Source organism: Mesorhizobium sp. WSM4983 (assembly GCF_029625765.1).
Classification (GTDB): Bacteria; Pseudomonadota; Alphaproteobacteria; order Rhizobiales; family Rhizobiaceae; genus Mesorhizobium.
This window is the reverse complement of sequence record NZ_JARTVM010000001.1, coordinates 444,981-466,441: the sequence shown is the minus strand read 5'-3', so window position 1 is coordinate 466,441 and position 21,461 is coordinate 444,981. Positions and strand designations below refer to the sequence as shown.

The 21,461-nt window shown below is 63.3% G+C and carries 25 protein-coding genes, 1 tRNA gene and 1 pseudogene; 10 read left to right on the top strand and 17 right to left on the bottom strand.

The features are described 5' to 3' along the window. Together P9254_RS02475 and P9254_RS02470 are read left to right on the top strand one after the other, a co-directional pair. Positions 1–1,374 (top strand): class II 3-deoxy-7-phosphoheptulonate synthase, encoded by a 1,374-nt coding sequence (locus tag P9254_RS02475; protein ID WP_067328161.1) that lies wholly within the window; start codon positions 1–3, stop codon positions 1,372–1,374. A gap of 187 nt (positions 1,375–1,561) precedes the next feature. Next, entirely contained in the window at positions 1,562–2,266 is a 705-nt protein-coding gene (locus tag P9254_RS02470; protein ID WP_067000338.1) for a hypothetical protein, read from the top strand. Here the strand turns inward: P9254_RS02470 and P9254_RS02465 are convergent, their stop codons facing one another. The 3 genes from P9254_RS02465 to P9254_RS02455 all read right to left on the bottom strand — a co-directional run bounded on the left by P9254_RS02465 (position 2,267) and on the right by P9254_RS02455 (position 4,514). Beyond that, entirely contained in the window at positions 2,267–3,034 is a 768-nt protein-coding gene (locus P9254_RS02465; protein ID WP_066998946.1) for an RES family NAD+ phosphorylase, read from the bottom strand. Then, positions 2,994–3,371 carry an antitoxin Xre/MbcA/ParS toxin-binding domain-containing protein gene (locus tag P9254_RS02460; protein ID WP_095829934.1) on the bottom strand — a complete coding sequence of 126 codons (378 nt, stop codon included), beginning with the start codon at positions 3,369–3,371 and terminating at the stop codon, positions 2,994–2,996. The genes P9254_RS02465 and P9254_RS02460 overlap by 41 nt, the downstream gene beginning before the upstream one ends. 72 nt (positions 3,372–3,443) lie before the next feature. Continuing rightward, positions 3,444–4,514, bottom strand: a complete 1,071-nt coding sequence (locus P9254_RS02455) for a GGDEF domain-containing protein (RefSeq protein ID WP_278053907.1) — start codon at positions 4,512–4,514, stop codon at positions 3,444–3,446. Positions 4,515–4,838: 324 nt separating this feature from the next. Between P9254_RS02455 and P9254_RS02450 the strand changes: the two genes are divergently transcribed. After that, complete coding sequence (locus tag P9254_RS02450; protein ID WP_067328168.1) at positions 4,839–5,258, top strand: GFA family protein; 420 nt, start codon at positions 4,839–4,841, stop codon at positions 5,256–5,258. 77 nt (positions 5,259–5,335) lie between these two features. Next, a complete protein-coding gene (locus P9254_RS02445; RefSeq protein ID WP_067328170.1) occupies positions 5,336–5,695 on the top strand; it encodes a diacylglycerol kinase in 360 nt (119 codons plus the stop codon). A 23-nt stretch (positions 5,696–5,718) separates the two neighbouring features. On the opposite strand, the gene P9254_RS02440 is transcribed toward P9254_RS02445, so the two are convergent. Both P9254_RS02440 and P9254_RS02435 read right to left on the bottom strand, forming a co-directional pair. Further along, positions 5,719–6,327 carry a DedA family protein gene (locus P9254_RS02440; RefSeq protein ID WP_067328172.1) on the bottom strand — a complete coding sequence of 203 codons (609 nt, stop codon included), beginning with the start codon at positions 6,325–6,327 and terminating at the stop codon, positions 5,719–5,721. Next, positions 6,327–6,887, bottom strand: coding sequence for a DUF1003 domain-containing protein (locus P9254_RS02435; protein ID WP_066998934.1), 561 nt, complete (start codon positions 6,885–6,887; stop codon positions 6,327–6,329). The genes P9254_RS02440 and P9254_RS02435 overlap by 1 nt, the downstream gene beginning before the upstream one ends. Before the next feature lie 197 nt (positions 6,888–7,084). On the opposite strand from P9254_RS02435, the gene P9254_RS02430 reads away from it, so the two are divergent. From P9254_RS02430 to P9254_RS02420, 3 genes are all read left to right on the top strand, one after another. After that, positions 7,085–7,804, top strand: a complete 720-nt coding sequence (locus tag P9254_RS02430) for a DNA-3-methyladenine glycosylase I (protein WP_067328175.1) — start codon at positions 7,085–7,087, stop codon at positions 7,802–7,804. A gap of 104 nt (positions 7,805–7,908) precedes the next feature. Continuing rightward, a complete protein-coding gene (locus P9254_RS02425; protein WP_278053909.1) occupies positions 7,909–9,588 on the top strand; it encodes an NAD+ synthase in 1,680 nt (559 codons plus the stop codon). Between the two features lie 407 nt (positions 9,589–9,995). After that, positions 9,996–11,801 carry an ABC transporter ATP-binding protein gene (locus P9254_RS02420; protein ID WP_067328181.1) on the top strand — a complete coding sequence of 602 codons (1,806 nt, stop codon included), beginning with the start codon at positions 9,996–9,998 and terminating at the stop codon, positions 11,799–11,801. Between the two features lie 51 nt (positions 11,802–11,852). Here the strand turns inward: P9254_RS02420 and P9254_RS02415 are convergent, their stop codons facing one another. From P9254_RS02415 to P9254_RS02395, 5 genes are all read right to left on the bottom strand, one after another. Continuing rightward, positions 11,853–12,164, bottom strand: a complete 312-nt coding sequence (locus tag P9254_RS02415) for a PilZ domain-containing protein (RefSeq protein WP_066998925.1) — start codon at positions 12,162–12,164, stop codon at positions 11,853–11,855. A gap of 115 nt (positions 12,165–12,279) precedes the next feature. Continuing rightward, the gene (locus P9254_RS02410) at positions 12,280–12,768 is read right to left on the bottom strand and encodes an NUDIX hydrolase (protein ID WP_278053912.1); all 489 of its coding nucleotides are present in this window, start codon (positions 12,766–12,768) and stop codon (positions 12,280–12,282) included. Positions 12,769–12,988: 220 nt separating this feature from the next. Then, complete coding sequence (gene gpt, locus P9254_RS02405) at positions 12,989–13,489, bottom strand: xanthine phosphoribosyltransferase (protein ID WP_066998919.1); 501 nt, start codon at positions 13,487–13,489, stop codon at positions 12,989–12,991. Positions 13,490–13,699: 210 nt separating this feature from the next. Further along, positions 13,700–14,533 carry a universal stress protein gene (locus P9254_RS02400; protein WP_278053914.1) on the bottom strand — a complete coding sequence of 278 codons (834 nt, stop codon included), beginning with the start codon at positions 14,531–14,533 and terminating at the stop codon, positions 13,700–13,702. A gap of 103 nt (positions 14,534–14,636) precedes the next feature. After that, the gene (locus P9254_RS02395; RefSeq protein ID WP_278053915.1) at positions 14,637–15,377 is read right to left on the bottom strand and encodes a competence/damage-inducible protein A; all 741 of its coding nucleotides are present in this window, start codon (positions 15,375–15,377) and stop codon (positions 14,637–14,639) included. 127 nt (positions 15,378–15,504) lie between these two features. Between P9254_RS02395 and P9254_RS02390 the strand changes: the two genes are divergently transcribed. Together P9254_RS02390 and P9254_RS02385 are read left to right on the top strand one after the other, a co-directional pair. Further along, positions 15,505–16,473: an alpha/beta fold hydrolase gene (locus tag P9254_RS02390; RefSeq protein WP_066998909.1), complete on the top strand. Its 969-nt coding sequence runs from the start codon at positions 15,505–15,507 to the stop codon at positions 16,471–16,473. Positions 16,474–16,663: 190 nt separating this feature from the next. Then, a complete protein-coding gene (locus P9254_RS02385) occupies positions 16,664–16,945 on the top strand; it encodes a hypothetical protein (RefSeq protein ID WP_278053916.1) in 282 nt (93 codons plus the stop codon). Between the two features lie 70 nt (positions 16,946–17,015). On the opposite strand, the gene P9254_RS02380 is transcribed toward P9254_RS02385, so the two are convergent. From P9254_RS02380 to P9254_RS28965, 3 genes and pseudogenes are all read right to left on the bottom strand, one after another. Continuing rightward, positions 17,016–17,255 carry a DUF2188 domain-containing protein gene (locus P9254_RS02380; RefSeq protein WP_067328195.1) on the bottom strand — a complete coding sequence of 80 codons (240 nt, stop codon included), beginning with the start codon at positions 17,253–17,255 and terminating at the stop codon, positions 17,016–17,018. A 32-nt stretch (positions 17,256–17,287) separates the two neighbouring features. Then, a complete protein-coding gene (locus P9254_RS02375) occupies positions 17,288–17,566 on the bottom strand; it encodes a DUF982 domain-containing protein (RefSeq protein ID WP_066998903.1) in 279 nt (92 codons plus the stop codon). 90 nt (positions 17,567–17,656) lie between these two features. Then, positions 17,657–18,761, bottom strand: a pseudogene (locus P9254_RS28965) (NADH:flavin oxidoreductase/NADH oxidase). Positions 18,762–18,914: 153 nt separating this feature from the next. On the opposite strand from P9254_RS28965, the gene P9254_RS02360 reads away from it, so the two are divergent. Then, entirely contained in the window at positions 18,915–19,493 is a 579-nt protein-coding gene (locus P9254_RS02360; protein ID WP_095802227.1) for an NUDIX domain-containing protein, read from the top strand. A 32-nt stretch (positions 19,494–19,525) separates the two neighbouring features. Here the strand turns inward: P9254_RS02360 and P9254_RS02355 are convergent. The 4 genes from P9254_RS02355 to P9254_RS02340 all read right to left on the bottom strand — a co-directional run bounded on the left by P9254_RS02355 (position 19,526) and on the right by P9254_RS02340 (position 21,372). Beyond that, positions 19,526–19,611: transfer RNA gene (locus P9254_RS02355), tRNA-Leu, on the bottom strand. A gap of 161 nt (positions 19,612–19,772) precedes the next feature. Further along, positions 19,773–19,895 (bottom strand): hypothetical protein, encoded by a 123-nt coding sequence (locus P9254_RS02350; RefSeq protein ID WP_278053922.1) that lies wholly within the window; start codon positions 19,893–19,895, stop codon positions 19,773–19,775. 128 nt (positions 19,896–20,023) lie between these two features. Beyond that, positions 20,024–20,428 (bottom strand): class I SAM-dependent methyltransferase, encoded by a 405-nt coding sequence (locus P9254_RS02345; RefSeq protein WP_278053923.1) that lies wholly within the window; start codon positions 20,426–20,428, stop codon positions 20,024–20,026. Between the two features lie 275 nt (positions 20,429–20,703). Next, on the bottom strand, positions 20,704–21,372 hold the full coding sequence (locus P9254_RS02340) for an outer membrane protein (protein WP_278053926.1): 669 nt from the start codon (positions 21,370–21,372) through the stop codon (positions 20,704–20,706). Between the last annotated feature and the right edge of the window lie 89 nt (positions 21,373–21,461).

Below are 21,461 nucleotides of genomic sequence, written 5' to 3'. Positions count from 1 at the left end.
ATGACAAAATGGTCGCCGAATTCGTGGAGAGCAAAGCCGATCAAGCAGGTTCCGGCCTATCCGGACCTTGCGGCGCTGGAGGCCACGGAAGCCCGGCTCACCACCTATCCGCCGCTGGTGTTTGCCGGTGAAGCGCGCAAGCTGAAGAAGCAACTGGCGGCGGTCGCCGCCGGCGAGGCCTTCCTGCTCCAGGGCGGCGACTGCGCCGAGAGCTTTGCCGAGCATGGCGCCGACAACATCCGCGACTTCTTCCGCGTCTTCCTGCAGATGTCGGTGGTGCTCACCTTCGCCGGCGCGCAGCCGGTGGTGAAGGTCGGCCGCGTCGCCGGCCAGTTCGCCAAGCCGCGCTCCTCCGACAGCGAGACCAAGGCCGGCGTGACGCTGCCGAGCTATCGCGGCGACATCATCAACGGCATCGAGTTCGACGCCGCGTCGCGCATCCCGGATCCCGCAAGGCAGGAGATGGCGTATCGCCAGTCGGCGGCGACCCTCAATCTCCTGCGCGCCTTCGCGCAAGGCGGCTATGCCAGCCTGGAGAACGTGCATCGCTGGATGCTGGGCTTCGTTGCCGACAGCCCGCAGGGCGAGAAATACGAATCGCTCGCCAACCGCATCACCGAGACGATGGATTTCATGCGCGCGGTGGGCATCACGTCGGAAACCAATTTCGCGCTGCGCGAGACCGATTTCTACACCAGCCACGAGGCGCTGCTGCTCGGCTACGAGGAGGCGCTGACCCGCGTCGATTCGACTTCCGGCGATTGGTACGCGACTTCGGGCCATATGATCTGGATCGGCGACCGCACCCGCCAGCCCGACCATGCGCATGTCGAATATTGCCGCGGCATCGAGAATCCGCTCGGCCTGAAATGCGGTCCGTCGCTGACGCCGGACGGCCTGCTGGAGCTTATCGACCTGCTCAACCCCGAGAATGAGCCCGGACGGCTGACGCTCATCGCGCGGTTCGGCTCCGACAAGGTCGCCGAGCATCTGCCGAAGCTGGTGCGGGCGGTGAAGAAGGAGGGCCGCAACGTGGTGTGGTCTTCCGACCCGATGCATGGCAACACGATCGAGGCGGCCGGCTACAAGACGCGGCCGTTCGACCGTATCCTGAAGGAAGTGCAGACCTTCTTCGAGGTGCACCGCGCCGAAGGCACGCATCCGGGCGGCATCCATGTCGAGATGACCGGCAAGAACGTCACCGAGTGCACCGGCGGCGCCCGGGCCATCACGGCGGAAGACCTGCAGGACCGCTATCACACCCATTGCGATCCGCGCCTCAATGCCGACCAGGCGATCGAACTGGCCTTCCTGGTCTCGGATCTGCTCAAGAAAAGCCATACGATCCAGCACAAGCAAGCCGCCAACGCCTAAGCCGCTTGCCAGCGATCGAACCGGGGCGTCGGACAAAGTCCGACGCCCTTTTCGTTTGGGCCGATCCTGCGAGCCGCCGGCCGCCGAAACCTTACGAAAATTTATAGTTACGCGACCATCGCAAGACCAAGATTGAGGTGGAGATGTCGCCCGCGGTCGAAAACCGCGCACACGACACAGGTCCCCCATGCGCCACGAGCATGCCATCGTTCATCACCGCGCGATCGACTTCTGGTCGGCGCGGGCGGCGGTGCTTGTCGTCATCTGCCTGCAGCTTCTGGTCATCAACGACCTGTCCTTCGGTCCGCGCTGGCTCGCGCCCGCGATCGAGGCGGCGCTGCTCGTGCCTTTGTCGATCGCAACGGCCTGGACGCAAATGGCGACTCAGAAGGCCGTCGATCACGAGCATTGGTATGCGATCGGCCGGTTTCGCGTCTTCATCCGCCGTACCGCCTTGGTCATGACCGGCGTCATCAGCATCATGAATTGCGGCTCGCTGGTCTTTCTGGTCCAGAAGCTGCTGGCAGGCCATGCCGGCGCCGGCACGACGCTGCTTGTCGACGCGCTCAACATCTGGGTCACCAACGTCATCGTCTTCGCGCTGTGGTTCTGGAGCACCGACCGCGGCGGCCCGCCGACCTGCGGCCTGGTCAAGCGCGCGCATGCCGATTTCCTGTTCCCGCAGATGACGCTGTCCGATCGCGAGATCCGCGACTGGCTGCCCGGCTTTGTCGATTACGTGTTCCTGGCCTTCACCAATGCGACGGCGTTCTCGCCGACCGACACATTACCGCTCACTCAGCGCGCCAAGCTCCTGATGATGGCCGAGGCAATGATCTCGCTGCTGACGATCGCGCTGGTCGCCGCGCGTGCGGTCAACATTCTGGCTTAACTAGCGCCCGCGCTCCCAGCGCATATTCGCCAGCCTCGGATCGACAAAGCTCGTCCTTGAGAATTCCAGCCGCCTGTCTGGAAATTCGCAGATTGCCTGGACCCCGAACGAGCCGATGCGGATGCGCCAGGTATGAGGCTCCAGCGGCTTGGCCTTGGCAAAACCGCTGCACGTCAAGAGCGCGATGTTGGCGCCCTTCGGATCGCGCGCCGAGCGGTAGCGGATGGCCTGCATCCCCGCCTCGCGCGCCACGTCGGCGATGGCCTGGCAGGCGGCATAGTCAGTCGGATCCGTCCACGCCTTCTCGTCGCGGTCGAGCGGCGGCCGCGTGAGGTCGACGGCCTTCTCGCATCTGATGGCCGCGGCAAAGGCGGTATATTCGGCCGCGTCGTTCGGCCATTGCGTTTGCGGCGATTCCGCAAAGAACAGCAAGCGGTAGAAGGCCATTTCCGCCACTGCCGTCAGCACCGTCTCGGCGGCGTAGTAGACGCCCTTGGTCTTGCCGGCGCGGCGGAAGCGCGAGCCGTACGGATAAATCGAGCCGTAGCGGAAGGGCGTCGCCAGAAGATAGTGAAGATGGCGGCATTCCAGCGGGATCCGCGGCTTGCTTTCCTCGATGAGGTCTTCGAGCAGGCCCTGCTCGTCGAGCCTGTCGACGAGCTTCAGGGTCGAGACGCGATGCTGCGCCTCGACCATCCGCCAATATTTGCCTTCGAGCCTGACGGCCTCAGACGAGAGCGCGTCGGGAATCCAGGTAGGCAATGACATCGATAAGTCCGGCAATGGTCAGGATTTTTTCGAGCGGCGTGCCGTCGAGCGCCGTGTTCGGGTTCTTCAGCCATGCCCGGGCGACCGTCTCGTCGCCGCCGACGATGGCGTCGAGCGAGCGGAACAGCCGCACGAACAGCACCGCAAGCTCGAACGGCTTGGTGCCGCGCTCGAGCAGGAACTCCTGCTTGCGCATGCGCGAGACCGTCGCCTCAGAGACGCCGATGACCAGAGCAAGCGTTCGCGCCGTGATCTCGAGCAGGTCGGCCGCGCGCAGCGTGGCCTTGGTGATGACGGCATTTTCTGCCGCCGTCGCGGCAGCGACTGGACGTGGCATGAGCGCACCCTTTCATTTCCGTGGAAAATATAGTCCACAGAAATTCATTTGGAAAGGGTGTCCAATGTGCCCTCAGTCCTTCTTGTAGAGCAGCCAGCCCTTGCCGGCACGGCCGGCCATTGTGGAATGCCTGGTGACGCGGTTGCGGCCGCCGATCTTGGAGCGGTAGAGCGCGCGGTCGGCCTTGGTGTAGAGGTCTTCGGGGGTGTCGGCCTCGGAAGCCATGCAAATGCCCATCGAGACAGTCACCGTGCCATAGTTCATCCCGGTCTGGCTGCTTGTGAACGGCGTCTGTTCGATCAGCACGCGGATGCGCTCGGCGATTTCATAGGTGGTGTCCTCGCTGGCGCCTTCGACGATCAGCGCGAACTCCTCGCCGCCGGTGCGCGCCACGAACATGTCGGCGCGGATGCTGGACTGGAAGATGTCGGCGATGATCTGGATGATCCTGTCGCCGACCGGATGGCCGTAACAGTCGTTGATATCCTTGAAGCGATCGATGTCGGCAAGGATGAGCGCGTTGAAGAGGATACCGCGGTTGCTGTTGTAGATGCGCGTGATTTCCTTGTCGAAGGCGCGGCGATTCCAGATCTGCGTCAGCGGATCGGTATTGGCGAGCCGCTTGTATTCCTCCAACTTCGATTTGACGCTCTCGAGCTCGGCCGTCTTTTCGCTGAGCGTGCTCGCGATCTGGCGGTTGTGATCCAGCGTCGAGCTGGTGGCGGCAGACATCGCGCCGGCGATCTTTTGCAGCAGATCCTGGGAAAGCAGGCTGCGATTGCTCAGGCCGCTCGACGTCTCGGCGAGGATGCGGCCGTACTTTTCGATATGGCTGCGCCCGCTGCGCAGCAGCGCGGCGACGTCCTCAAGCTCCTTGGCGACCACCTCGCGGGCGTGTTCGACGATCGCAGGCCCGTGGTGCTGCGGGAAGAAGGTGCGTCCGATGCGATCGAGATCCTCTTGCGTCGGGCGGTTGCTCAACGAGACGACAGCGAGGCTGAGCTCGTGATTGCTGCCGCTCAGCGCTTCATAGAAGATTTCGTAGTTGCGCGGCAGGCCGAGCAGGCCGAGCTGGCGCATGGTCGCCACAACGGTGCTGGCGATGTCGCCATTTCTGTCGCTCGGGACGGCTGCCGGCTGCATAGTCTGTTCACTACCCCCTTCAGTGCGCGACCGGAGACCTGCCACCGCCGGGAGCCGCCAATGCGGGGATCGAATCAGAATTGCGATGCTAGGCCGCGTCCCCAACACGACCATCGCCTGCAGGAACCATAAATGCAGCTGCGCTAAAGTTTCCTTAATGGCGGGCGTTTCCAGACCCGTTTTTGCTGCTTCAGGTTGCACTGCAGTGCAGGCGCAGCTTTTGAAACGCGCCGCTTCGGTGTCGCATTTGCCTGCGCCGGAAGAGCGCAAAACTGGAATCTTGTGTGGCGCGATCGAGGCGTATGGCGTTGAAGGAGGCCGGGGATGGGCGAAAATCACACGGGATCGTGCCTGTGCGGAGCGGTGCGCTTCACGACGAGAGGAGCGTTGCGCGGGGTGGTCTATTGCCACTGCTCGCAGTGCCGCAAGCAAACAGGCCATTTCGTTGCAGCGACTTCTTCGAGGGACGCCGACATCGACATCGAGGGGGCCGACGCGCTTGCTTGGTACGGCGCGTCCGACATAGCGAAACGCGGTTTTTGCCGCAGCTGCGGCTCGGTGCTGTTCTGGAAGCACAACGAGCTCGACACGATCTCCATCATGGCCGGCTCGTTCGACAAGCCGACCGGGCTTTCGGCCGAAAGCCACATCTTCGTCGGCGACAAGGGCGACTATTATGCAATCGACGACGGCCTGCCGCAGTTCGACAAGTCGACGCCGTCGATAAAGGTCGCGGACGAGTGACTTTTGGGCCGCCTGCCTTATTCCCTTGACCCGGCTGTTGCGATATCCCCTCACGGTGATTCGAAACGGGGCTGGGCATGCAGCGGCTGATCGACGCTTTCATCAACTCGGTGCGGGCTTTCCGCAAGCTGGCTGCTCACGAAAAGGCGTTCCAGCAGGAGTTGATGCTGCTTGCGCTCGCTCTGCCGGCCGGCTGGTTCATCTCGGTATCCTGGCGCGGCTACGCGTTGCTGATCGGCGCGGTTCTGCTGATGATTCTGGTCGAGGTGCTCAACACAGGCATCGAGGCTGCGTGCGACGCGATCTCCCGCGAGTTCCACATCGACATCCAGCTCGCCAAGGACTGCGGCTCGCTGGCGGTGCTGATTTCGATCGTGATCGCGGGGGGCGTCTGGGGCATTGCCATCATCGAGCGCATCATCGGCGCGCCGATCTGACCGGGAGGCATCGGTCCGACAGCTTAGGATTCGGCCTGATCCTCTTTTGCGTCCTTTGCGCGCTCCCTTCCGGCAAAATGGCGGGCAACCAGTCCGGCCAGGACGGCCACAGCGATGCCGACGGCGAGGGCTACGAGCACGCGCTCATGGCGGGCAAATGCCTGGCCGACCATGCGCTCCGCTCCCAGCCCGAAGACATAGCCGACCGTGCCGAAGAGGGCTGCCCAGACTGCCGACGAGATGGCGTTCAGGATGACGAAGCGCGGCACCGACACGGTCGACAGCCCGGCGGCGATGCCGCCGACAAGCCGCATTCCGTAGATGTAGCGGTTCGTCAGCACGAAGATGTTGGGATGGGTGTTGAGCAGCCGGTAGGCGCGGCGAAAACCCGGCCGCCTGCGCAGCCTGACGACATAGGGATGATCGGCAAAGCTGCGGCCGAGGGTGAAGAAAGCCGTGTCGCCGGCGAAGGCGCCGAGAAACGCGGCCAGGAAAGCCTGCCAGAGCACGAATATGTGCTGATGGGCGAAGAAGCCGCCGAGGATGGCAGCGCTTTCGCCCTCGGCGACGCAGCCAAGGAAGACCGCGATCAGCCCGTATTGCTCGATGAGACGATGGATGGCCTCGGTCATCAGCCCGCCGACCGCGCCGACAGCTTCTCGTCGATCCGCCTGATCTGCTCGGCCATGCGCAGGATCTCGTCGCGCATGCCGATGAGCTCACTGTGGCGCAGTTCGTCGAGCTTCTCATGCAGCGCCATGATCTCGATCTCGGCCTTCAGGTTGACCTCATAGTCATGGGCGGCGTCGATGCGGTCACGCTCGGTCTGGCGGTTCTGCGACATCATGATCACCGGTGCTTGCAAGGCGGCGACCATCGAGAGCACGAGGTTGAGGAAGATGAAGGGATAGGGATCGAAGGCGTTCCGCGACAAGAGCCAGACATTGCCAAAGGTCCACAGCACCAGAAAGGCGATGAAGCCCAGAATGAAGGACCATGAGCCGCCGATACGGGCGATCGTGTCGGCAACGCGATCGCCATAGCTCTGATGAAAGGCGACTGCCTTGTTGGTGTCCCTGGTGATGGTGGTGCGTTCCAGCGTCGACTTCAGCACGCGGCTCTCGAGAGGAGAGAGACCGTCCGGCTTTCGCTTCAGCCAGCGGTTCGACAGATCCTCGACCGTCTTGTTCATCGTCCTCTCCGTCGTCAGGCCCGGGTTCCAAGAATCCGGATGGAAACCGCTGCGCACTTTTTCCTGAGATTGCTTACTTAGCTCACTCAATTCCGGACGGAAAACCGCTTCGCACTTTTCCTGGAATTGCGTATAGAGGTAGAGGCTACCGAGCCTGACGGGAAGTGATGGATTGGTCGGCACAGGCGAGGGCGGAAATGGCCGATTTCCAGCGAATTCGTGCCCGGGCGGCAAAACGCAAGGGCGGTGAAGAGGCGCTGGCGTCGCTGCTCGGACCTATGCCCGACAACGCTGCCGTGGCGAAAGTTCATGATGACCGCATCCTCTCCACGATGGCCGAGCGCATCTTTGCCGCCGGTTTCGTCTGGCGTGTGATCGAGCAGAAATGGCCTGGTTTCGAGGAGGCGTTCCTTGGCTTCGAGCCGAAGCGGCTCCTGTTCCAGCCGGACGACTTCTGGCACGAGCTGGCGTCCGACAAGCGCATCGTGCGCAACCCGCAAAAGATCAAATCCGTGCGCGACAACGCGGCTTTCGTCGACCGCGTCTCGAAGGAACATGGCGGCTTCGGCAAGTTCCTGGCCGACTGGCCGGCCGACGACCAGGTCGGGCTGACCGCCTATCTCGGCAAGCATGGCAGCCGGCTCGGCGGCAACACCGGCCAGTATTTTCTGCGCTGGCTGGAGTGGGACACCTTCATTGTTTCCGCCGACATGGCGGCGGCGCTGCGCGACGCCGGTCTCGACATCGCCGAAAGCCCGACTTCGAAGCGGGATCTCGACAAGATCCAGGCGCAGATCAACCGATGGTCCGCCGCGACCGGGCTGCCGCGCCGGCACATCTCGCGCATTCTGGCGATGTCGATCGGCGAGAACCATTCGCCGGAGACGCTGCGCGAATACATGGGCGAGCAGGCCTGATCGCCTCCGGCTGAGGCGGGACATGACCGGCATTCGCCGGCCAGTCCTGGGTGGCACAAGCAATCGCCATTGCCCGGCGATTGCCGCCACGCTAAATCCAATTCATGACCCAGACCGCTCCCGACCTACTGCGCATTGCCGTCGCCCAGCTCAACCCGACCGTCGGCGATGTCGCCGGCAATCTCGCCAAGGCGCGCGAGGCAAGGGCGGATGCGACCCGCCAGGGCGCCGATCTGGTGCTCTACACGGAGCTCTTCCTCGCCGGCTATCCGCCGGAAGACCTGGTGCTGAAGCCGGCCTTCCTGAAGGCTTGCGAAAAGGCGGCGCAGGATTTCGCCGCCGACACCGCCGATGGCGGTCCTGGCGTCATCATCGGCACGCCGCTGAAGCGCCGGACCGGCACGCATAACTCCATCGTCTTCGCCGATCGCGGCAAGATCATCGCCGAGCGCTACAAGCTCGACCTGCCGAACTATGGCGAGTTCGACGAGAAGCGCGTTTTCCAGGCCGGGCCGGAGCTGCAAGGGCCGGTGAATTTCCGCGGGGTGCGCATCGGTGTCCCGATCTGCGAGGACATCTGGGGCGACATCGCCGTCTGCGAGACGCTGGCCGAGAGCGGCGCCGAGATCCTGCTTGTGCCGAACGGCTCGCCCTACTACCGCGCCAAGATCGACGTCCGCCACCAGGTGGTGATCCGTCAGGTCGTCGAATGCGGATTGCCGATGATCTACGCCAATCAGCTTGGTGGCCAGGACGAACTCATCTTCGACGGCGCCTCCTTCGCCATCGGCGCGGACAAGACGCTTGCCTTCCAGATGAGCCAGTTCGAGGAAGCGGTCGACGTCACCACCTGGAAGCGAAGGGATGGCATCTGGGTCTGTTCCGAAGGCCCAATGTCGAAGATTCCGGAGCGGGAGGAGGCCGACTACCGGGCCTGCATGCTGGGCCTGCGCGACTACGTGAACAAGAACGGCTTCAAGAACGTGGTGCTCGGCCTCTCCGGCGGCATCGACTCCGCGATCTGCGCTGCACTGGCGGTCGACGCGCTTGGCGAGGAGCGGCTGCGCACCGTCATGATGCCCTATCGCTATACCTCGAAGGACTCGCTGAAGGACGCCGAGGATTGCGCCCGCGCGCTCGGCTGCCGTTACGACATCGTGCCGATCTCCGAGCCGGTCGAAGGTTTCCGACATGCGCTGACCCAGCTCTTCGAGGGCACTCAGGAAGGTATCACCGAGGAAAACCTGCAGAGCCGTGCGCGCGGCACGATCCTGATGGCGATCTCGAACAAGTTCGGTTCGATGGTCGTCACCACCGGCAACAAGAGTGAGATGTCGGTCGGCTACGCCACTCTCTATGGCGACATGAATGGCGGCTTCAACCCGATCAAGGACCTCTACAAGATGCAGGTCTATGCGCTGGCGCGCTGGCGCAACGCGCATGTGCCGCCGGGGGCGCTCGGCCCATCGGGCGAGGTCATTCCGAAGAACATCATCGATAAGGCGCCGTCGGCGGAGCTGCGCGAAAACCAGACCGACCAGGATTCGCTGCCGCCTTACCCGGTGCTGGACGACATTCTCGAATGCCTGGTCGAGCACGAGATGGGCGTCGACGACATCGTCGCGCGCGGCCACGACCGGGCGACGGTGACGCGCGTCGAGCATCTGCTCTACATTGCTGAGTACAAGCGCCGGCAGGCGGCCCCAGGCGTGAAGATCACGAAGAAGAATTTCGGCCGCGACCGCCGCTACCCAATCACCAATCGGTTCCGGGATCGCAGCTAGTCCGCTAAACGCAAAGCTGTTCGCCTGAACCGGCGCTGTTGGCAGCGCAACCCACCATTGTTGCAAAATCGTCTCAGTGGCCGGACAAGACGCCCTCCTGGCGCCGCCCTGCCTTGGCGAGATGGTGAGCCGCCTCTATAAGAGCGCTTCCGCGATTCCCTTTCGGGAGGACCGTATGGCAGGATTTGACATCGTTATGCGAGGCCGCGAAGCCTAGATCTGCACCGGCCGTCCGAACTCCGTTCGGAAGGCCATCCGCAGGCAGGCATCTGGCTCTGCCGGTCGCCACCGAGGGCGCGCGACCAGCCATACTGAACCTCCCCGTTCTAAGGGCGCCATAGGGCGCCGGCGCGGGTTTTCCAATTTGATTTTAGCGGGACCGGGCCTCTCTGCGCCCGGATGACATCATGGCTCGTTTCAGAATAGATCTGCGCGCCAGCGCCTTTCGCAGCGTGCTCGGCTTCACGCTTGGCCACTGGCGCCGCCAGCCGTGGCGCCTGTCGCTCATCATGGGCGCATTCCTGCTCTCGACGCTGGCCGACGTGCTGACGCCGCTCTATTCCGGCCGGCTGGTCGACGCGGTCGCCAGCAGCGCCGGCGCCGACGAGGTTGCGTGGCACGCCGCAATGACGGCGTTCTCCATCCTGATGGCGCTGGCGTTGGCGGCCGTGGTGCTGCGCAACGCCGCCTTCATGGGGATTGTCGAACTGACGTTGAAGATGATGTCGGACATCGCCGCCGACGCGTTCCACCGCGTCCAGCGCTTCTCGACGGACTGGCACGCCAACAGCTTCGCCGGCTCGACGGTGCGCAAGATAACGCGTGGCATGTGGGCGCTCGACCTGCTGAACGACACGATCCTGATCGCGCTGCTGCCGTCGTTCGTCATGCTGGTCGGCTCGACGCTGCTGCTCGGCTGGTTCTGGCCGATGATGGGGTTGGTGGTCGCGATCGGCTCGGTGCTGTTCATCGCCGTCACCGCCATGCTGTCGCTTGGCTACGTCGCGCCGGCGGCACGCCTCGCCAACAGCTGGGATACACGCCTCGGCGGCGCGCTGGCCGACGCGGTGAGCTGCAATGCCGTGGTCAAGGGTTTTGGCGCCGAGGCGCGCGAGGAAGCGCGGCTTGCCCGCGTGGTCGCCAAATGGCGTCTGCGCACGGGCCGTACCTGGGTGCGCGGCACGTTCAACGGCACCGCGCAAGGCACGATGCTGCTCTTGATGAGGGCGGCCGTGATCGGCCTTGCGCTCATGCTTTGGGCCTGGGGCGAGGCGAGTGCCGGCGACATCGCTTTTGTTTTGACGTCGTTCTTTGTCCTGCAGGGCTATCTGCGCGATATCGGCACGCATATCCGCAACCTGCAGCGCTCGATCAACGACATGGAGGAATTGGTCGACTTCCAGTCCGAACCGCTCGGCATCGAGGACCGGCCCGGTGCCGCTCCGATCCGGATCACCGACGGCAGCATTGCGTTCGACAAGGTGACGTTCCATTACGGCAATCACCGGCTGCCGCTCTATCGCGACTTCTCGGTCGAGATCGCCGCGGGTGAACGCGTCGGGCTGGTCGGGCATTCGGGATCGGGCAAGACAACTTTCGTCAAGCTGATCCAGCGCCTCTATGACGTGAACGGGGGCCGGATCCTGATCGACGGCCAGGACATCTCGAAGGTTGCGCAATCATCGTTGCGCAGCCAGATCGCCATCGTGCAGCAGGAGCCGATCCTGTTTCACCGGTCGCTGGCCGAGAACATCGCCTATGCCAGGCCGGGCGCAACGCAGGCCGAGATCGAGCATGCCGCGAAGCTCGCCAGCGCGCACGACTTCATTGCCGATCTGCCCAAGGGTTACGGAACCCTGGTCGGCGAGCGCGGCGTGAAACTGTCGGGCGGCGAGCGCCAGCGCGTGGCGATCGCGCGCGCCTTCCTGGCCGATGCGCGCATCCTGATCCTGGACGAGGCGACATCGAGCCTGGATTCCGAATCGGAGGTGCTCATCCAGAAGGCGATGGAGCGGCTGATGGTCGGGCGCACGACATTGGTCATCGCACACCGGCTTTCGACCGTGCGGGCACTCGACCGGCTGCTGGTTTTCGACCGCGGCCGCATCATCGAGGAAGGCTCGCATGACGAGCTTATCCGGCTGAACGGTGGTATCTACCGTCGGCTGTTCGAGCGCCAGGCGCTCGAACTCACCAAAGGCCTGGTCGCCTGAGGAAAGGCATCCGGCTTCGGCCGGGTGCCTTCCCGCCTTGCGGACCGACCGTCAGCCGTAGTGCAACTTGGGCTTGGCCTCGGTACCGGTGAACTTGACGCCCACGCGGTCGTTGCGGCGCCAGCGGACTTCCGCGCGATACGCCACGCCATCGAGCGGGACGTAGAGCAGGAAACGATCGGGAACGCGTGATTCCGGTGCGACTTTCAGCTCGGCGCCACCGGCATTCTGATTGCGCAACGTGCAACTGACCTCGGAATTCTGGATACCGGTGATGATCGTCCCGCCCTTGAGCACGCGCTGGCGGTGCTCGCGCCGGTGTTCGCCGGAGTTTTCTTCAAGTGGTTGCGCGGAGTTCGTCATCGATCGACGCCATTAGCCGAATCGGCACTGCATTAACCACACAAAGCACCGATGTTCGCGCACCGCAACGCGCGGCATGCTCGTCGGGTCACATATGCGTTATGTGAGCGATGACTCAGGCGAATTTTCGCGGATCGGCGCAGAAATAGGCAATGATCTGGCAAAGATCGGGCTCGTTGACCATGCGGGCGGCCTCGGCGGAGCCGACCCATTTGCGGGTGCGGGCGCGCTTTTCCTTCCAGCGGTCCGCGACCCGGTCGACCTTGAGCGGGAACACCAGGACCTCGCAAGGCACTTCCTCGCCGGATGCCAGGACCTTGCCGTAGAAATAGCGGCCGGCTTCGAGATGCGAGACCGTGCCGTGCAATCCCGCTTCCTCGCCCGCTTCGCGGGCGGCAGCTACACAAAGCGGCTCCCTGGCTTTCGGCCAGCCTTTCGGCAGCACCCAGCGCCCGGTATCGCGGCTGGTGATCAGCATGATCTCGACGCCGTTTTCGTTCTCGCGCCAAGGCAGGGCCGCAACCTGCAGGCGGCAGGGCACTGCGCCGAAGAGTCGTCGGACTCTTTCGGCAATCTGGTTGTGCGTCGTTGGCCTCGTCAACATCGTAGAAGCTGCCCCGAGCCTCTAGAATCATTTGCCATCAAACGAATCTTACGACGTATTGTGGACGATAAAAGTAAAAAACTTCACTCGGGTTGGTTAACCCGGCCAGGGACAGGCAATCGAGAAACATCGCCCCGTGAGCCCTTCTCCCCGAGAGCCTTTTCTATGCGGCAAACAGTGATTTGGGCGGGCGCTGGACGGAAACAGCAGCTTCCAACGATCAGCCGGCGTGATCGTCGGCAATCGGCTTCTGATAGGTGAAACCCATGTCCCACGGGAAGTAGATCCAAGTGTCCTGGCTGACCTCGGTGACGAATGTATCGACCAGAGGCCTGCCCTTCGGCTTGGCATAGACGGTGGCGAAATGCGCCTTCGGCATCATGGCGCGCACGATACCGGCCGTCTTGCCGGTATCGGTGAGGTCGTCGATGATGAGCACCCCCGCGCCGTCATCGGCAAGAAGCGAAGGCGAGATCTCCTTCAGCACCTGCAACTGACCCTGGCTGGTGTAGTCGTGATAGGAGGCGACGCAGACCGTTTCGATGACGCGGATGCCAAGCTCGCGCGAAATGATCGCGGCGGGCACCAGGCCTCCTCGGGTGATGCAGACGATCGCCTTCCACTGGCCTTTGTTGGTGCCGGAAAGCCGCCAGGCGAGCGCGCGGGCATCGCGGTGGAACTGGTCCCAGGAGACCGGAAAGGCTTTTTCGGGAAGGGACATGGTTCGTGCACTCCGCAAGCGCGCGCCGCAGCGCGCAGATACGATGGAATGCAGCCGGAATTAGCCGGAAAGCGGCGGCCTTGGCAAGGTGGCCGCCAGGGATGGCTGTGTACTTATACCGCGTCGCGCTGTTCAGGCGACGCGGTGCAAGTTCCTATTTGGTACATGTCCTTGTCCCCCGAACCCGATTCCCACTTCGCGGAGACAGGCTTATCTCGACAGGAAGGCTGCCACGTTTGCCGTGCGCAGCACGGTGCGGGTGACGCCGCCGAACAGGAGCTGTCGCAGCCATGAGTGGCTGTAGGCGCCGAGCACCAGCAGATCGGCGCCGGATTCGGCGATCCTCTCCTGGATGATGTCGTCGACCGAGCTTGCCCCCGATTTCTGCACGGAAACGCTGACATTGGCGCCGTGGCGTGACAAGGCAGCCGCGATCTCGGTGCCCGCCGCCTCGGGAGCCTCGTCGAGCGTTTCCGGTGGATCGATGACGAGAATGTCGGTCTTGTCCGCCTCGCTGATGAAGGGCAGGGCATCGAATGCTGCACGAGCCGCCTCCTTACTGCCGTTCCACGCTAGCAGCACACGCCTGAAGGTGGTGACGAGCGGCCCGGCATGCGGAACGACAAGCACCGGCCGGCCGGCATCGTAGACCAGCGTATCGACATCGGCGCCCGGATCGCCCCCGGTGTCGCGCTGCGCGGCGATAATCAGGTCAGCCGCCCGCACGCTCGAAATGCCGGTCAGCGCGCTGTCGCCGGAGAAGCTTTCGAGGCTCCGCCACTCGAAGGACAGGTCGGAATCCTCGACGCGCCTGAGAAAGACAGCCTGCAGCTTGTCGGCGCGCTCCTTGTTCATCTCGGCCGAGACTTGCAGGAATTCGGTGTCGGGGAAACCGGTTGCCGACGTATAGGGGACCGGAAGCGCTTCGGCGTGGATGCCGACGAGGTGGCTTTCGAACCGCTCGGCAAGCGGGATGGCGCAATCGAGCACGCGCTCGGCGTCCTGTTCGTTCTGCAGAATGGCGACGATCGTCTTGAAGCGCATGGCAGATCCCTCAAATTTATCGGCGCAAGATCGCCACCGGCATCAATGGCCGCAACGAAAGTGCCGTGCCAGAAACGTCGGCGCGCGCCTTCTGGTTCCGGGGTCAGCTCGCGACCGACAGGCCCGCCACCATGGCCGCAACATCCTTGCGCGCGGCCTCTAGCGCCGCTTCGTCGCGGGCGCGCACGACGAGCTCGGCCCAGAATTTGCCCTCGCCATATTTCGGGTAGGAGCCGATAATGGTGTCGGGATGCGCTTTTTGGATGTCGGCCAGCGGTCCGCCGATCAGGCCTTCGCCGAACGGGCAGTGCACGGTGGCCGACAGCATCCTGGTGCCGGTCTTCAGCGTCGGCACGACATTGTCGGGCATCGCCTGGAAGATCGACGGCACACCGGCCATCACGTGAACGTTGCCGATACGGAAGCCTGGCGCGATCGACACCGGATTATCGATGTGGTCGGCGCCGCGCGGCATGCGCGCCATGCGCTTGCGCGCCTCGGTGAATTCGATACCGCGCTCGGCATAGCTTGCCTCCAACATGGCGTAAGCCCTGGCATCGTATTCGCAAGGCACCCCGAAGGCCTTGGCTATCGAATCGGCGGTGATGTCGTCATGCGTGGGGCCGATGCCGCCGGTGGTGAAGACATAAGTGTAGCGGGCGCGCAGCGCGTTGGCGGCGGCAACAATCTCGTCCTCCTCGTCGGGGACGATGCGCACTTCCTTCAGGTCGATGCCGACCGCGGTCATGATATCGGCGAGATGGCCGATATTCTTGTCCTTGGTCCTGCCGGAGAGGATCTCGTCGCCGATGACGAGCATGGCGGCGGTGACGATTTCGGGCATGGCTCACTCCGGCTGCAGGTGGCCTGAAATAACGCGGCGGACAGCCGGCCGCAATGCGCACGCGAGGCGGGGCTCTTGTGGCAGACACGGTTGCGAGTAAGGTGCGTCGGTAGGGCTCGGGTGCAAGATGCTGATATCGATTTTGCCGTGGCTGATCGGTGGCCTGCTCGTTGCGGCCGCCGCGGTCGTGCTCGGCTTCATGCTCGCAACATGGTGGATTGCGACCAAGGCCGAGAGGCTGGTACCGGCGTGCGGCAAGTTCATCGAGATCGGCGGCAGCCGCATCCACTATGTCGAAGCAGGCGAGGGCAGGCCGATCGTGTTCCTGCACGGGCTCGGCGCGCAACTCCACCATTTCCGGCACACGCTGTTCGGCCGCTTCGGCGCCGGCTACCGGCTGATCGCTCTCGACCGGCCGGGCTCGGGATACTCGGTGCGGGCGGGCGGGGCGAGCGGCCGTCTGCCCGAACAGGCGGAAGTGGTGCGGCGCTTCATCGAGGAGCTTGGGCTCGAACGGCCTTTGATCGTCGGTCATTCGCTGGGCGGCGCCATCGCGCTTGCACTTGCGATCGAGCATCCGACGGCGATTTCCGGCATCGCGCTCATCGCGCCGCTGACGCACCTGGAGGCGAGGGTGCGCCAGAAATTCGACCTGCTCTATGTTCCCTCGCGCCTGAAGCGCTGGATCTTGGCCCATACTTTAGCGATACCGTACAGCCTCAAATATGCGGAGCCGACGATGAAGTTCATCTTTGCGCCGCAAGCCGTGCCGGGGGACTACATGATCGCCGGAGGTGGTTGGCTCGGGTTGCGGCCCGCCCATTTCCAGGCGACCTCCACCGATATCGTGGCGGTGGAAGAGGATCTCGGCCGCCTCGAACAGCGCTATGGCGAGATCCTGATGCCGGCCGGCATTCTGTTCGGCGCGGATGACCGGGTGATCGGCATCGCGGCTCATGGCGAACCGATGCCGGGCAGGATCAGAGAGCTCGATTTCGAACGCGTCCAAGGGCTCGGGCACATGCCGCAATTCGTGGAACCGGAACGCGTCGTAGCCTTTATCGAGCGCATCGCCGCGCGCGCATTCCCAGCGTGAGGATCCCGTTCGAGTCAAAGGCCGAGAGGGATCGCGTCCGTTCACGAACCGTCACACAAAAGTGTCGGACATTCCGCCTCACCTACACTTTAAACGGGAACTTCGGCTCCAACCCTCGGTTCTAATCCGTGTCGGGCTGGCGAATTTCCGGCCAGCAAGAATGCGGCAAATCACCAGATGGAGACCAATCATGCTTACGAAGATTTTTGCAGCCTCGGCGCTTGTCCTGGCCATGGGCACCTCGGCTATGGCACAATCGTCGGACGCTTGGTGGTGGTGGCATCGTGATCGCCCGGTCCATAGCAAGCAAGGGCCGGTTGATCCCTACACCACGGGCAGCATTTACTCCGATCGCGACGCCAGCGCGCTAAACAGCTTCGGCAACGGTGCCGTCGGCCCATGCGCCTCGGATACGGCCGGCCCCGACGCGAATGCCGGCCCGAACGTCAACGACCAGTATTGCGGCAAGTAGTCCGTTCGCCAGCGAGCGACCGACGTGAAGCTTTTACAGCGTCGGTCGCAGCAAGGTCGAGCGACGGAAATTAATCTGAGACTTCGGTCTGCGGCCGGTCGCGGCCATCGGCCAGTTCGTCATGCCAGACACCCTCGGAATCCTCATACTGGATGCCATCCGTGGTGCCGGCGACCTGCTGCTCGGCCGAAGCAATTTCAGCCGCGCGCAGCGCGTCCTGGCGGGTGGGAAAGGTTTCTGAAAAAGTCGAGCCGACCATGTAGGCCCAGCCGCCGTCATGCTCGACGATCTTGTAGGTCAGTTTCGCCATGGAATCCTCCGGTCGAGAAGCCCTTTGCCTGCTCAATGCAGCTTTCCGTCGGACAGCCTTTCTTCGGGAACCAGCACTTCAGATTCCTCGGCTGCCTCGATCAGCGCGCGGCGCGCGTCCGCCGTCGAACGATACCCCTCCAGCGCTTTCAGGCAAGTATCGAGAGCATCACGATGCCGCTGGCCGCGATTGAGCGGCCATACGGTCATCAGGCACTCGGCCGCTTCGCGGGTGCTGCTTATTTGGCGATATTTGCCGACATGGCCGAGTTCGACGACCACCGGCTTCTCAAATGGCTTGCTGTCTGTCATGGCCGCCAACGTAAAACGGCCAATTTGGTTGCAATGGTGGCGGATGGCTGCGCCCAAAGGTCTCAGCCGATCGTCACCTGTGCAAGCCGTTCAGCCGGCCGCTTTCATCCAGTGCTGCATCGTCGTGACCGAGCGCGCCAGCTGCGGCGCCGGACGGATTTCCTCGCCGAACGTCGCCGCCGCGCGCCAGCCCCAGCGCGGATCGGCAAGGAAGGCGCGCGCCAGAGCCACCATGTCGGCGCGGCCGTCGGCCACGATCGCCTCGGCCTGCTCTGGATCGTCGATCAGGCCGACGGCGCGCGTCGGAATGCCGGCGCCCTTGCGCACAGCTTCGGCCAGATGCACCTGGTAGCCGGGGCCGCTGGGCAGCTTCTGCAACGGCGAATTGCCGCCGCTGGAACAGCACAGATAGGCGACGCCTTCCGCCTTCAGCGCCTTGGCCACTTCGATTGCCTCCTCGATCTCGAAGCCGCCGTCGACCCATTCCTTCACCGAAAGGCGGGCCCCCAGCATCAGGCCCGGCGCTGCCTTCTTCACCGCTCTGGCGATCTCCACGGCGAAGCGCATGCGGTTTTCCAGCGGGCCACCCCAGCGGTCGGTGCGCTGGTTGGAAAGCGGCGACAGGAACTGGAAGATCAGATAGCCGTGAGCGGCGTGCAGCTCGATGAAGTCGAAGCCGGCGCGCTCGGCCCGCTTCGGCCGCATCGGCGAAATGTTGGATGACTTGCCGGATCTCTTCCTCGCCCAATGCGTGCGGTATATTCCACCCTATGTCATAGGCGATGGCCGAAGCCGAAACGGTCTGCCAGGGATCCTCGCCCGCTTGCAGGGGGCCGCCGCCTTCCCAAGGCCTTCTGTTGGATGCCTTGCGGCCGGCATGGGCGAGCTGGACGCCGAATTTGGTGCCGGGCGCAGCGACGCGCCTGGCCGCATCGAGCGTGCGCTTGGCCGCCGCCTCGTTGCCGTCGGAGTAGAGGCCAAGACAGCCATGCGAGATGCGGCCGCGCCGCTCGACGTCGGTCATCTCGACGGTCACCATGCCGGCGCCGGACATGGCCAGGTTCATCCAGTGGTGCAGATGCCAGTCGCTGGCGGAACCGTCCTCGGCCGAATACTGGCACATCGGCGCTACAGCAATACGGTTTGGAAAGGTCAGGCCGCCGAGGGTGATCGGCTGGAAAAGCGATGATGTCATGGAAACGGCTCCTGGGAGAGATATCGCTATCTAGGCAGCCGCGGCACTTCGCGCCAGACAACAGCCAGTGAAAGTCTCGCTGGACCAGTCGCTTTCCAGGATTGCGCCCGCGCCTGTTCGCCGATAACGCTTGCCGACAGCACGGAGCCAATCATGGAAGATCGCGTCCGAATCCAGTCTGAAGAAGTCCTATCCGACGATTGGGCGGTGCTCAAGAAGACGGTGCTCGACTATCGCCGCCGTGATGGGCGCTGGGAGACGCAGATCCGCCAAACCTACGATCGCGGCGACGGCGCGGTGATCCTGCCTTTCGATCCGCAGCGCTCGACGGTGCTGCTGGTGCGGCAGTTCCGCTATCCGGCCTATGTCACCGGTCATCGCGAGCCGCTGATCGAGGCCTGTGCCGGTCTGCTCGACGAAAACGATCCGGAAACCTGCATCCGCAAGGAAGCGGAAGAGGAGCTCGGCTATCATTTGAAGAACGTTGAGCGGCTGTTCGCGCCCTATATGAGCCCCGGGAGCGTGACTGAACGGCTCTGGTTCTTTACCGCGCGCTATTCGCCGGCCGACCGTATTTCCGACGGCGGCGGAGCTCCGGAAGAGGGCGAAGACATCGAGGTGCTGGAAATGCCGCTCGACGAGGCGCTGGCCGGCATCGCCGACGGCCGTATCGTCGACGCCAAGACCATCATTTTGATCCAGCACCTGAAGCTCAATCCGATCAAGGGTTGAGTGGCCTGCCACCCGAAGCGAGGAGCGAAGGGTGGTGCGGACGACGGGAATCGAACCCGTACGATCAGAGATCGAGGGATTTTAAGTCCCTTGCGTCTACCAATTCCGCCACGTCCGCGCGCCGCGATTTCAAGCACTTGGGCCGACACGAGTCCAGCCTTGTGGGCGGGATGGCACCGTATTGCCACCGAATATTGCTCTTCCGCATCGGTTCTCATCGCAACTGGACCGGCTATGGCTCGCCTTCCGGGCCGCAGAAGACCAGCGCAGGGCGCGCTGTTAACCCTTCTCCACGACGGTGAGAGCGTCAGTCTCGCTGTTCCCGTTCCACGGGAACGTCTGCTGTTCGATGACGGTCAGCCCTGCACGCGCGCTGACATGCTCGACAAATCCCTTTGGCATGAAATTCCGCCAATCGGGATTTTCCTTGAAGGATGCGGTTGGATTATCCGAGTAGTTCGAATGATGAAGGAGAGCTCGTCCCCCCGGTTTCAAGACGGAGGCGACTTCCATGATGTAGGACGCCACGGTCAGCGGTTCGAAATGAACCATCGAGTCGTAGCTGAAAACGGAGGAAAAGCGCCCTTTTCAAACGGTAGACTCTTGCCGTCCGGTGAAAGCGTCACGGTCACATGAGAAGCGCTTGAAAACCGTTTCCTAGCCAATGCAGTGGCATCGACCGAAGTATCGATCAACGTCAGTCGCCTGCAACGGCCGACGATCTGCGCCGAATGACGTCCGGCACCGCTGGCTATTTCGAGCACATCATCCAAGTTCAAATATCGCTCAAAAGCTTTGCGAAAGCGGCTCGCCGGTGCCCAAAACCAAGCCACCAACTCAGGGTTTTCGTATTTCTCAAAGTACTCATAATCAGAGGCGCCAAAACTACGCCACGTATCGACGATTGCTTCGTGCGCAGCGTCAGGCTCAGTCATAAGCCTTCCCCCCTCTTTCTTCTTGGCCGCACATTTTAGAGGGATTGGCCGTCAAAGGCAAAGGAGGCGCACGCAAGCTGGCTTGCCAAGGGGAGCAGCTATCCGCTTCATGGCTTCCGCAGTTCTCACCCCGGCACCGCCGCCGTACTCGGGAATGAAGTCGGCGCCGGCCGCTTCGAGAGCTGCTTATAGGGCGGACATCAAATAACCCGGTGGGTCGACTCTGTTTTGATCCCGCGGTCGCCGGCCACCTTCGTTCCGTGCTGCTCCGCAAATCAGAATTTGTAGCTGAAGCTTACGCCCAGGGTATGGAGCTTCAGGTCCTGATCACGATCGGAGAAGTCGTCCGGGACGTCGAAATGCTCCTTGCCGAAATCGTAGTAACGGTATTGGGCGCCGACGACGATGTTGCTGCTCAGCGCATAGTCGACCCCGGCGCCGATCGTCCAGCCGGTGCCGGTGCGTGTCTTGGCGAAGCCGCTGCCGCCGACGTCTTGCGAGGTCTCGATACCGGCGAAGGCGACGCCCCCGACGCCATAGATCAGCCAGCGATCGACCGCCAAGCCGGCTTCGGCATTGATCGATCCCAGCCATTTGACCTCGGTGCCGACGGCATTGCCAGGGTCGAGCAAGGCCGAAGCGTCGATCGAGGCATAGTTGAGCTCAGCGCGCGCGCCGATCACCGCCTGATTGAACTGCCAGAGGCCGGCGACATGGCCGCCGACGAAGCCGCCGTCGATATCGGGAGAAGCGGCGAACGGCTCGCCTTCCGTGCCGGAGATGTCAGATGAGCCCCAGCCATAGCCGGCCTGCAGGCCGGCATAATAGCCTGTCCAATCGAAGCCCGGCGCAGTCATGGGCAGGTCGGCGATCGCGTCCGCGGCCAAGGCCGGCCCGGACAGCAGGGCGAAAAAGCCGGCACTGGCAAGTGTCAGGCGACCCATCGAGCGCTCCGAAATGGCGGTTTCGAAAACTTCTCGGTGCAACCTAGCGTTATTCGCCCGAAAACGGAATTGTATTCCTGCAACAGTGG